The sequence below is a fragment of the Marinobacter azerbaijanicus genome (genome assembly GCF_030250645.1).
Taxonomy (GTDB): Bacteria; Pseudomonadota; Gammaproteobacteria; order Pseudomonadales; family Oleiphilaceae; genus Marinobacter; species Marinobacter azerbaijanicus.
On the sequence record NZ_JASSVS010000001.1, the window covers coordinates 182757 to 194956 of the forward strand.

Sequence of the window (12200 nt, forward strand, 5' to 3'; positions counted from 1 at the left end):
GTCAGTTCACCATCCCCCGTGGCCTCAGCCGTGGAACCGCAGAGTCCAGGTCGTTGTTCATCTGGATGATGGTCATGGCACCGGCAATGCCATCCACTGTCAGCCCCTTCTGCTGCTGGTACCATCGCACCTGTTCTTCCGCCGGCATTCGGTTAACGCGGTTCTCCTCTTCCTGGCTACCGGCGTAGCGGCTTGCCAGTTCCATCATTCGCGCGCCCATCCAGATCTGTTCCGCAACGCCGTCCGTGCCCCGGGTGTTATCCGAGGCGCCCTTCAGCATATGGTCAGGCGCCTCCCACAGCACGGTAAATTCACCGAACCAGTACGGCTCCAGGCTGGAGAAGGTAACGTCCTGGCGCCCTTCCGGCAGTTCTATGGTTGCGCGGTTTCCATCAAGACCACTCAATACCGCGTAACGACTGTTCCCGCCGTTGGAGCGCAGCACCAGAATTGCCGGCCGGTTCAGGTACTCAAGGCTGCGGCGCGACCCCCGATTCTCGAGACAGCGCAGCCCCTGGTCTTCGGCAAATTCACAGGCCACCGGGTTACTGGAAACCTCGTAGTCCCGCCCCCAAAGCTCAAAAAGCTCCCGGAAAGCCTCTGGCAATGATACCGCCTGGCCGGGAAACTCAAACCCCCGTATCCGCTCTTCCGGCAACGCCTCACCGGCACCCTCCGGGGTTTCCGGAACAACCTCCGCCACGCCACTGGCAGGCTCTTCCGGTTCTATCCTTTCAATGGTTCCTGCCAGGGGCTCGCTCTCATCGCCCGCGGATGCGTCCGGGGTTATCCAGTCAGGGCCCGGTCGGCCATCCAGCAGCCAGGCTGTCATGATAACGGCCATCAGTACGCTTGCGGCCACGATCAGGATATGGGAGTTACCGGAGAGGCTACCGCCACGCCGATCAGAACGCCCCCCGGAACGTCGGAAAGTTCCGTTCACCTCGCGGGCGGCGTTACGGATATGGCCAGCAGTAATCTGGTGTTCACCCTCGGCATAGGCGCCCAGCAGAGCACGATCGCTGACCAGGTTGATCAACCGGGGCACACCCTGGCTGGCCCGATACAGAGCCCGAATAGCCCCTTCTGTGAAAATCTCACCGCGAAGGCCGGCGACGCTGAGCCGATAACGCAGGTAGGCCTCTATTTCTTCACGCCCAAGTGCGTCCAGGTGATACCGCGCAGTGACCCGCTGATTCAACTGCCTCAACTCCGGTAACGCCAGGATGTCCTGCAGCTCCGGCTGACCCAGCAGCACAATCTGCAACAGCTTTTTCTCGGCGGTTTCCAGATTGGTGAGCAGGCGCAACTGCTCCAGAACCTCTGCGGACAGATTCTGGGCCTCATCAATCATCAGCACCTTGTGACGGCCGGCAGCATGGGCCCTGAGCAGGTCATCGTTGATCAGCCCCACCAGTTCCTTGATGGAGGAACCCACCGGGTGGGGAATCTCAAGCTCGTCACAAATGGAGGAAAGCAGTTCACGGGCGGACAGCCGGGGGTTCAGGATCAGGGCTATATCCACATGGTCGGGAACATTCTCGATAAAGCAGCGGCTCACCGTGGTTTTACCGGTGCCCACTTCGCCCGTAATAACAATAAAGCCGCCCTGCCCCTGCACACCATACATCAGATGCGCCAGCGCCTCCTTGTGGCGCTCGCTGAGATACAGGTAGCGGGGATCGGGGGCTATCGAAAACGGGGGTTCCCGAAAACCGAAGAAATCGTAATACATGAGTGTCCAGTCAGGTGCTCAGACGGAGCTTGCGGGAACCGCCTTCGGGCTCCCCGGCTATCGCGGTATCATACCGCCCGGCTCCCGGGCCTGTCATCTCATGATGTGCCGGAATCCGCACTGCTTACCAGCCTCAACTCGGCACTGGACCGGCGCTGTTCGGTTTTGAGACGACGGATGCAGCGCTCGAGAGTTTTGGAAATCCGCGCATGGGAACGGATCATGGAAATCTTGGGCCAGGTGGCCCGCTCACCCTGCAGTATCATTTCCCGCACCCATTCCGGGTCTGGATTGGAGAGCATGCGCCGGTAGTCCCGGAGCCGGTAGGAAGGCGAGATTGTCACATCACCGGAATACCGCTGCCCCATGATGGTATACATCTGCCCCGACACCTGCCGCAGGATCTCCGGCTGAACCCGCTTGCGCAGGTAGTCGAACAACCCCTGGCCGTGGAACTGGATTTCCGATTTCAGCAAGTGCACGGGCAGATTGGCAAGACTGATCTTCTCGTCCCGGCCGCGACGGTTGAGGAACGGGACCACGTGGGGGTTGGTCTGGCTGACAATGGTGAAATTCACATCGTACAGGTGCATCAGCCGCTCAATCGGCAGGTCACTGACCACCGACCCGTCCACAAATTTCAGGCGCGGCATATAGGGCAGAATATTACCCTGAATGTCTTTTTTCATCAGTGGCACCGGCGGGAAGATACCCGGTACCGCCGCACTGGCCAGCACCGCGCTCCACACCAGCAGATAGGGGGACGTATAACCGCACAGCAACCGGGCCTTCTGATGGGCCTGAACGGGAGAGACACTCACATTGATGGAGCGGCCGCTCTTCTGGAAGGCTTCCTCGAAGGTATATTCGCCGATGTTGGCCCGCAGGCACTTCTTTAACTGCTCCTGATCCATCAGGCCGTTGCCGCGCATGGCACTGAAGATTCCGCGCCATTTCCAGGCCCTGAGGTCGTGATTCTCCGGCACCAGCATTTCCGGCACTTCGGCGTCGCTGTGGACACCCAGTATTCCGGCGATGATGGCCCCGCTACTGGAGCCTGCAATCACCTGGGGTAACAGGCCCTTTTCCCACAGCGCCTTGATCACCCCGAAATGAAACATTCCCAGGCTCGCGCCACCACTTAACAGCAGCGCAGGACGGCCATAGCTGGTGAGGGTGTCGCGGAAGAATTGCAGTTTGTCGGCTACCGGAAAGCCTGGCACCGTGTTGTCACACAGAAAATCCAGGGATTCGCAGACCTGGGTGATGTACTCCTCGATCAGGTGTTTGGTGCCAACCCGGGAGCGGGTATACAGGGCCGTATTTCCCATGTTGCCCAGATCGTGGTGAAGACCTTCCCTGAGCGCGCGTTTCAGGCGCTCGAAATCATTCTGCTGGCGGTAATTACGGAGATTGCTGAGGCGGTCGTAAATCAGCTCATAGTGATACAGATCGGATGCGAAATCCTCTTTCCACTCGGCGTTTCCTTCCAGAAAATCCAGCTCCAGGGCGGCCGCCTTCCAGACTTCGTAGTTGGGCGCCTCCGCCAGCATCTTGCGGAACTTTTGGATACGATCATCGACCATCGGGTTAACCTCAGAAATCCTCGAGCATCAGATCCTCGTCATCATCGTTGGCAAACGGATCGTTCACGGTCCGGCCATCGTTAATCAGGAAGGCCCTGCGTTGAAGATAGGCGTTACGGACGAACGTGTAGTTGTCGCCGGACATGAAGGCCTCAGCAGGAATCAGATCAGCACGCTTGTCCACGATCTGCAGCGCCCTCGCGTAGTAGACCTCCGGGCTTTCCGCCAGATCCCAGGCGGACGGCAATAGCACATTATCGGTCACAAAGCCGCCAAAATCCCTGGGAGTCGATGGCCCCATGAACGGAAGCATCAGGTAGGGACCGGATTCGGTACCCCAATAACCGAGGGTCTGGCCAAAATCCTCGGGCCGCTCGGGAAGTTCAAACATGGTGGCCACGTCAATGAATCCACCAAGCCCGAACACGGTGTTGTAGGTAAACCGCCCTGCCGCAACCACTGCGGATTCGCCCTTCAATTGAAAGACGCTGTTGGCGAAATTGCGGAGCTCGGTGAGATTATTGAAAAAGTTGGTTACCCCTCGATCGGCGAAACCGGGCACAATAGACCGATAGGCCTTTGCGACAGGCCGAAGGAACCAGTTATCAATGGTTTCGTTGAAGCGGTAGACCTTCCGGTTCCAGTCCTCGTAAGGGTCGACCTCACTCCCAGGCGTATCCAGCCGTTGCTGGGCCATGTCCGGAGACGCTGGCTGGATGGTTTGCGCAGCCGCGCCTCCCGCGAACAGGAATAAGACAAACAGGGCGCCATGTACCGGGTGCCGGGAAAAAAAGTCTCTCATCATCAGACCTGAGGTTGTTAATTCAGTTTCAGTTCGTCGAAAATACCGGCGCTTTGTCTTTTTATTATTAACCCCTTTTTCAAGGAGCACCCCGATGTCAGTACCCGGGAACCTGGTCAGCACCCTTTCCATGCCACTTCGCTGGGGCGATATGGACGCTTACGGTCACGCAAACAATACGGTTTATTTCCGCTTTTTCGAAGAAGCCCGCATAACCTGGCTGGCATCCCTTGAGCTTGGCGCGGAAAACGACCCCGACGGCCCGGTCATTATAAAGACCAGCGCCACCTTTCTGAAGGAGCTTTCGCACCCTGCAACGGTCGAAGTAAAAACATACGCGGACAAGGCGGGCAATACCAGCCTCGATACCTATCATACCCTGACTGATGTCGAGACCGGGGAACTTTACGCGGAAGGCTACGCCAAAATTGTCTGGTTTGACCGGGAAAAACGCACCTCAATGGCGCTGCCGGACAAACTCAGGGCGCTGGCGACCAGCTGACGACAACGCCCCTCCAGCTTCGCTCTATCGGCGGCGAACCACCACGCTGCCGATGGAGTAGCCGGCGCCAAATGAGCAGATCACGCCCAGATCGCCGGTGGTAAAATCATCCTTGTGCTTGTGGAAAGCGATAATCGACCCGGCAGAACTGGTGTTGGCGTATTCGTCCAGAATGACCGGGGCTTCCGTGGTATCCGCATCACGCCCCAGTACCTTGCGGGCAATCAGCTGGTTCATGTTCAGGTTGGCCTGATGCAACCACATTCGTTTCAGATCTTCCGGTGACAGCGACAGGCTGGAAAGCTGCTTCAGAATGGTTTCCGCCACCAAGGGTGATACTTCCTTGAAAACCTTTCGCCCCTGCTGGACAAACAGCTTGTCCGGCTTGTTGATGCCGGACTCGTCACCCCGGTTCAGAAAACCGAAGTTATTGCGGATGTTATTGGAAAACTGCGTCTTGAGGCTGGTTCCCAGGATCTCGAAGCCCTGGCTTTCAGCCACGTCAGAGTCCCGTTCCACCAGGATGGCGGTGCAGGCATCACCAAAAATAAAGTGGCTGTCGCGGTCGCGGAAATTAAGGTGGCCGGAACAGATCTCGGGGCTCACCACAAGCACAGCACGGGCCGTACCATTTTCCACCGCGTTCACCGCTGCCTGCAGGCCAAAGGTGGCTGAACTGCAGGCGACGTTCATGTCGTAGGCGAATCCTTCAATGCCCAGGGCATCCTGGACTTCAACGGAAATGGCGGGGTACGGGCGCTGCATGTTGGAGCAGGCCACAATAACGGCATCCACATCCGCTGCCGACTTTCCTGCCTGTTCCAGCGCCTCGGTGCACGCGGCAACAGACATTTCGCACTGCACTGAAGGCTCGTCATTGCTGCGTTCCGGAATCTTCGGGCACATCCGCTCCGGATCCAGGATACCTTCCTTGTCGATAACATGTCGGCGTTTGATACCCGAGGCTTTCTCAATAAAAGCCGTCGACGAAGGCTGAAGTGGCTCGACATCCCCACGGGCGATGTCGTCGGCATGACGGGCATTGTGGAGTTCCACGAAGGCATTGAAGGCCTCCACCAGCTCGTCGTTGGTAATGGTTGCTGGCGGTGTGTACAACCCGGTCCCGCTGATAACGGCTTTAATCACGCTCACCCCACGTAGTAGGTCGGATTAGCCGAAGGCGTAATCCGAAATAGATATGAATGCACCAATATTGGCCAAATACTAACACAGTCTCAAAGTTTTGCCCGCGGGTATAACCGTCTTAGATCCTCGTTTTCTCCCATTGCCGTTCCAGACGCTTGACGGATACCGGTACGGCGGTACCAAGTTGCTGAGCAAAAAAGGACACGCGAAATTCCTCCAGCATCCAGCGGTAGAGCACCAGCTCAGGGTCCCGGACGCCCTGTCGTTGTTGCTCATCCCTTTTGCTGGCATAGCGGGACCACAGGGGTTCCATTACGTGCAGGAACTCGCGTTCGCGGCCGAGCTCCCGGGGCATCTTCTCATAGCGGATACTGGCGGCCTCGAAGTAGCGACCAAAATGAGCCAGCCATTCCGGAGGCGTTGCCACCAAAAACCCTGGATAAACAAGGTTCTGAAGCTGGAACTTCAGGTCGGCCATACTATTGGCCAGGGCCAGACTGATCTTGCCTTTAAGCTGTTTCATGACCCCGTGGTAACCGGTCATTGCCTGATACAGCCGTTCATCCGCCTCCTCCAGGGCCGGAATGAAATCTGCGCGGCCGGCCTCGAACAGGGCCTCAAAGGCTTTCTGGTTACGGGGTGCCTCGCCCGGCACAAAATGCTGCATGGCTGTTGCCAGCAACAGGTCATCAAGCAGGACGCGGGCCTTGCCAACCGGGGCAAACATCAGCGCCGAAGCCTTGAAGTGAGGCAATTTGCGGTCGATATCATCAAGCCTGTTGCCCAGCCGGAGAAGAATCAGCCGTGCCACTGCCTTGCGGGTAGCGTCGTCCGCCGTCAGTCGGTCGAGGAAACGGGTCTGACGGACTGAATCCCCCTGGTCTTCCAGAGCCGGGTACACGGTGACTTCCATGCCCCCCTTCTCGGTTGTTACCGACTGCGGAAGCTCTCCGAAATCCCAGCGGGTCGATGTCCTGGCGGTCTCGTCCCCCGGTTGCTTTCGAGTGGCGGAGGACAGCGCTGCTTCCGCGCGACCCTCCAGTTCACTCTGCAGTTTTTCCGTTTCCCGGCCCTCGGCTATGGGTTTTCCGGCATCATCCACCACCCGCAGGTTCATCCGCAGGTGCCTTGGCAACTCCTCCTGCGGCCAGGCGTCTGGATCAATCTGCACACCGGTCATCCGCCGGAGCTGCTCACCCAGTTGCAGTGCCAGGGGCTCATTGGACGGCTGGAGGTTTTCCAGCGCTGCATCCACGAAGTCAGGGACCGGAACGAAGTTACGGCGAAGGGCCTTTGGCAGGCCCTTGACCAGGGCAATACACTTTTCACGCAGCAGCCCGGGCACCAGCCACTCCAGACGCCTGGTTGGCAGCTGTTTCAGGGCCATTACCGGCGCCTGCAGGGTGACACCATCCCGTTCGCTGGTGGGCTCGAACTCGTAACTCAGCGGGTACCGCACACCCTCCCATTCCAGGTAATCCGGATACAGTGCTCCGGCCTGCTCATCCACCGGGCGCTGAAGAATGTCTGACTCTGTCAGCTCCATGTTACGGAGCTCTTCGGCGCTGAGCTGCTTCCACCAGCTTTCGAAATGCCGCCCACTGACAATGTCGTTCGGCAGGCGCTGGTCATAGAAATCCACCAGCACTTCGTCCTCCACCAGCAGATCCCGGCGCCGGGTCTTGCGCTCCAGGTTCTCGACGGTATCCAGCAACTCCCGGTTACGGGCAATGAACGGTGCTTTGGACTGGTAATCCCCTTCCACCAGAGCCCGGCGGATAAACAGGTTGCGGCACTCGGCCGGATCCACCTTGCTGTAAGGGATCCGGCGTTTGGAAATAATATCCAGACCGTAGAGACTGACTTTCTCATAGCCCATTACCTGGGCACGCTTCTGCTCCCAGTGGGGCTCGAAGTAGTGATGCTTGACCACGTGGCCGGCCAGCGGCTCAATCCATTCCGGCTCAATCTTTGCGACAACCCTGGCAAACACGCGGCTGGTTTCGACAATCTCAGCGGCAACGATCCACTTGGGCGCCGTTTTCGAGACCTTGGAACCGGGGAAGATCATCACCTTGCGATTACGGGTCGCGAGATACTCCTTCTTTTCCAGTTTGACCGCCACGTGCCCCAGAAGGCCGGCGAGAATAGCCTTGTGGAGGGATTCGTAACCGGCCGCGTCCCTGTTGAGTTTCAGCTTCTGTTCACGGCAGATGAGGGTGAGCTGGCGATGGATATCGCGCCATTCACGCATCCGCATCCAGGAAAGGAAGCTTTTCTGGCAGACTTTCTTGAGCTGGTTCTGGGACAGTTCCTGACGCTGCTCTTCATAGAAGTTCCAGATGTTCAGCAACGTCAGGAAGTCGGATTCCTTGTCATTGAACGGGGCATGGGCCTGGTCGGCCGCCTGCTGCTTATCCTGGGGGCGCTCCCTCGGGTCCTGGACACTGAGGCCGGCGATGATCACCAGGGTTTCTGCCAGGCTGCCCTGTTCCGAAGAGGTCACCAGCATCCGCGCAAGCCGCGGGTCAAGGGGCAGCCTCGCCATGGTGCGACCAAGGCCGGTCAGCCGACGCTTCTCGTCGACAGCACCCAGCTCTTCAAGGAGCTTGTAGCCATCGTTGATCAGGCGGGTGTCAGGCGGTTCCAGAAACGGAAAATGGCGGATGTCCCCGAGCCCGGAGGTGGTCATCTGCAGAATGACGGACGCAAGGTTAGTGCGCAGGATTTCCGGGTCCGTGTACTCGGGCCGGTTGATAAAATCGGTTTCGTCATACAGACGGAAACAGATACCCGGCGCCACCCGGCCACATCGCCCTGCCCGCTGGTTGGCGCTGGCCTGGGACACAGGCTCGATGGGCAGGCGCTGGATCTTGGAACGTACACTGTAACGGCTGATCCGCGCTACGCCGGTGTCAATCACGTAGCGTATGCCCGGCACCGTCAGGGAGGTTTCCGCCACGTTGGTGGACAGCACCATCCGCCGCCCCCGATGGCTCTGGAAAATCCGGTTCTGCTCCTGGTTGCTGAGACGGGAATACAGTGGCAGCACCTCGGTATGGCGCAGGTCGGCATGGCGCAGCACCCTGCTCAGGCTGCGAATTTCCCGTTCGCCCGGCAGGAACACCAGCACATCTCCCGGCGGTTTTTTCTCCGCCCGTTCGTGCTGCTCGATTTCCTCCATGGCGCGAAGCACGCCGTCAGTCCAGCCCTGGTCCCGGTCGTCCTCATCTCCGGTAAGCGGACGATAGCGGATATCCACCGGAAAGGTTCGGCCGCTGACCTCAATCACCGGCGCATCGTTAAAGAACCGGCTGAAGCGCTCCACCTCAATGGTGGCCGAAGTTATGATGACCTTCAGGTCCGGGCGCTTCGGCAGAAGCTGGCGCAGGTAGCCCATCAGGAAGTCGATATTCAGACTGCGTTCGTGGGCCTCGTCGATGATCAGTGTGTCGTAACGATCCAGGAAGCGGTCGTGCTGAACTTCCGACAGCAGGATGCCATCGGTCATCACTTTCAGCCGGGACTGTTCAGAGGTGGTGTCGGTGAAGCGTACCTGGTAGCCCACCTGGCCACCGGTCTGCTCCCCCAGCTCCTCAGCAATACGGCCTGCCACGGTGCGAGCGGCAATCCGCCGGGGCTGGGTATGGCCGATCAGCCCGCGAATGCCACGGCCACTGTTCATGCAGATCTTGGGAATCTGGGTGGTCTTACCGGAACCGGTTTCACCGGCAATGATCACCACCTGATTCTGTTCAATAGCCTCACGGATGTCATCCACCCGCTCGGATACCGGCAGCGACGACGGAAAGGTTGCGGGCTTGTGCTGTGCCTGACGCTCTCTTACCTTTGCCTGGCCCCGGTCGAGCCACTGCGCCATCTTCTCAAGGTCTTTCTGCCCCGGACGGCCCTTTTTACGGGCCACCAGCTTGTGAATACGGGCGGCTTCCAGCTGGTTACAGGTGTCCAGCTGTTCCATCATGGCTTTGACCGCAGCCTTGCTGTCCGGCGTATTCGTGGGCTGTTCCGTCGGGGCTTGAGACATTGGTCCTTTTACTTGTTGGTGGCTTCGTCCCGAAGTTCGCGACGCAGGATCTTGCCAACGTTGGTCTTGGGCAACTCATCGCGGAATTCAAACGACTTGGGCACCTTGTAGGCAGTCAGGCGCTCACGACAGAATTCCTTCAGTTCGTTCTCCGTCACGCCTTCTGCGGTCGGCACCAGGTAGACCTTGACCGCCTCACCGCTCTTGGCGTCGGGTACGCCGACGGCCGCACACTCTACCACCTTGGGATGACCGCTCACCACGTCCTCGATTTCATTCGGGAACACATTGAAACCGGACACGATGATCATGTCCTTCTTGCGGTCAACGATACGGATGTAGCCATCTTCCTGAATCAGGGCGATATCACCGGTTTGCAGGAAGCCGTCTGGCGTAAAGGACTTCTGGGTGTCCTCCGGCCGCTGCCAGTAGCCGCGCATCACCTGGGGGCCTTTCACGCACAGCTCACCGGGCTCACCAATCGGTGTTTCATTGCCGTCATCGTCGATGGTTTTCACTTCGGTACCGGGGATCGGCAAGCCGATGGTACCAAGCTGTATGGCACTGTTGGGGTTGAAGGTGACAACCGGCGAGGTTTCGGTCATGCCGTAACCTTCGGCGATTTCACAGCCGGTGACACGCTGCCACATCTTCGCGGTGTCGCTGGTCAGAGCCATGCCGCCGGAGGATGTCAGCTTGAGGCCGCTGAAGTCCAGGTCCTGGAACTCTTCGTTGTTACACAGCGCCACGAACAGGGTATTCAGGCCCAGGAACGCCGTGAATCTGTGGTTCTTGAGTTCCTTGACGAAGCCCGGAATATCCCTCGGGTTTGGAATCAGAACGTTATGGGCGCCGGCTTCAAGCATGATGCCGCAGTTCAGGGTAAACGAATAGATGTGGTACAGCGGCAGCGGCGCGATGACCACTTCCTTGCCCTCTTCCACCGTGTCTTCCATCATCGGGCGCACCTGCAGCAGGTTGGCCACCAGGTTGCCGTGGGTCAGCATGGCGCCTTTGGCAACACCCGTGGTACCGCCGGTGTACTGCAGTACAGCGATATCGTCCTTCTTGCACTGAACCGGAGTGAACTTCTCCTTGCTGCCGGCACTCAGAACCGCTGGCAATTTATGGGCCTGCGGCAGGTTGTAGGCCGGCACCATTTTCTTGAGATGCTTTACCGCGGCGTTCATCAGCGTACGCTTCAGCGGGGAATGCATATCGGCGATTTCAGTCACAATCACGTGCTCAATGCCGGTATGGGGCAGTACTTTCTCGGCGTTATAGGCCATGTTCGCCAGCACAACCAGTGCCTTGGCTCCGGAATCGTTGAACTGGTGTTCCATCTCACGGGTGGTGTACAGCGGGTTGGTATTCACCACAATCAGACCCGCACGCATGGCACCGAAAACAACAACGGGATACTGGGAAACGTTGGGCATCTGAACCGCAATGCGGTCACCCGGCTTGAGGTCGGTCTTGTTCTGCAGCCAGGCCGCGAAATTGCGGCTCTGGGTATCCAGGTCGCGATAGCTGAGCGTAGCGCCAACAGCGCTGAAGGCAGGCCGGTCGGCATACTTCTTCACCGCCTGATCAAATACGTCCACCATGCTGGTGTACTTGTCCAGGTCTACTTCACGGGACACACCGGCGGGGTACTTGTCCTGATAGAACTGCTCAAAATCCATCACCATCTCCTGTTGGGCATTTGTGCTTATAATGTTTACTGATATCGGTTTGATCAAAAAATCAACCAGACAAAAGTATCAGCCTCGAAAAGTCGGGAGAGAATAGCAGTTTTGTGAACGATGAGGTAGTTTTCGAGGCTGAACTGTAGCTCTTATATCCAATAACCGATTGGCAACACACTATTCAGGATTCCAGGCAGAGCCCATATGAGCGACACCCTCGACACGCTTGAAAACATTACCTATGAAGAACTTCAGGAAGGCGATTCCGCCACTTACGTGAAGACGCTGACAGAAGACGAACTGGTGCTTTTTGCAGCGGTATCCGGCGATGTTAACCCGGTGCATCTGGATTCCGAATTCGCCGCAGACTCCGCATTCAAGGAGCGGATTGCCCATGGCATGTGGAGCGGCGCGATCATCTCCGCGGCCCTGGCAACGGTGATGCCCGGGCCGGGTACCATCTACCTGGAGCAGAGCCTGTCCTTCAAGCGGCCGGTAAAGCTGGATGACACGCTCACGGTAAACCTGAAAGTACTGTCCAAGGAGCGAAAGAACCGCGTGACTCTGGCCTGCGATGTCCGTAACCAGAATGATCAACAGGTGGTCACTGGCGAGGCAAAAGTGATTGCGCCTACCCAGAAAATGTCCCTGAGCAAACCCCGGTTGCCCAGGATTACTATTGAGCACTCGTAACCA

At 58.1% G+C, this 12200-nt stretch carries 8 protein-coding genes; 2 read left to right on the forward strand and 6 right to left on the reverse strand.

Annotated features, from left to right (window positions below):
* Window position 1: 1 nt before the first annotated feature.
* The 3 genes from QPM17_RS00865 to QPM17_RS00875 all read right to left on the reverse strand — a co-directional run bounded on the left by QPM17_RS00865 (window position 2) and on the right by QPM17_RS00875 (window position 4123).
* Window positions 2-1735 carry an AAA family ATPase gene (locus tag QPM17_RS00865; protein WP_285387960.1) on the reverse strand — a complete coding sequence of 578 codons (1734 nt, stop codon included), beginning with the start codon at window positions 1733-1735 and terminating at the stop codon, window positions 2-4.
* A 98-nt stretch (window positions 1736-1833) separates the two neighbouring features.
* Window positions 1834-3321, reverse strand: a complete 1488-nt coding sequence (locus QPM17_RS00870) for a DUF3336 domain-containing protein (RefSeq protein ID WP_285387961.1) — start codon at window positions 3319-3321, stop codon at window positions 1834-1836.
* Window positions 3322-3331: 10 nt separating this feature from the next.
* Entirely contained in the window at window positions 3332-4123 is a 792-nt protein-coding gene (locus QPM17_RS00875; RefSeq protein WP_285388785.1) for an MlaA family lipoprotein, read from the reverse strand.
* A gap of 94 nt (window positions 4124-4217) precedes the next feature.
* Between QPM17_RS00875 and QPM17_RS00880 the strand changes: the two genes are divergently transcribed.
* Entirely contained in the window at window positions 4218-4625 is a 408-nt protein-coding gene (locus tag QPM17_RS00880) for an acyl-CoA thioesterase (protein WP_285387962.1), read from the forward strand.
* Between the two features lie 24 nt (window positions 4626-4649).
* Here the strand turns inward: QPM17_RS00880 and QPM17_RS00885 are convergent, their stop codons facing one another.
* From QPM17_RS00885 to QPM17_RS00895, 3 genes are all read right to left on the reverse strand, one after another.
* Entirely contained in the window at window positions 4650-5771 is a 1122-nt protein-coding gene (locus QPM17_RS00885; RefSeq protein WP_285387963.1) for a beta-ketoacyl-ACP synthase III, read from the reverse strand.
* Window positions 5772-5889: 118 nt separating this feature from the next.
* On the reverse strand, window positions 5890-9753 hold the full coding sequence (gene hrpA, locus QPM17_RS00890; protein WP_422732714.1) for an ATP-dependent RNA helicase HrpA: 3864 nt from the start codon (window positions 9751-9753) through the stop codon (window positions 5890-5892).
* A gap of 71 nt (window positions 9754-9824) precedes the next feature.
* Window positions 9825-11501, reverse strand: coding sequence for an AMP-binding protein (locus QPM17_RS00895; protein ID WP_285387966.1), 1677 nt, complete (start codon window positions 11499-11501; stop codon window positions 9825-9827).
* Window positions 11502-11708: 207 nt separating this feature from the next.
* Here QPM17_RS00895 and QPM17_RS00900 point away from each other — a divergent pair, with 207 nt between their 5' ends.
* Window positions 11709-12197, forward strand: coding sequence for a MaoC/PaaZ C-terminal domain-containing protein (locus QPM17_RS00900; RefSeq protein WP_285387967.1), 489 nt, complete (start codon window positions 11709-11711; stop codon window positions 12195-12197).
* Window positions 12198-12200 lie beyond the last annotated feature (3 nt).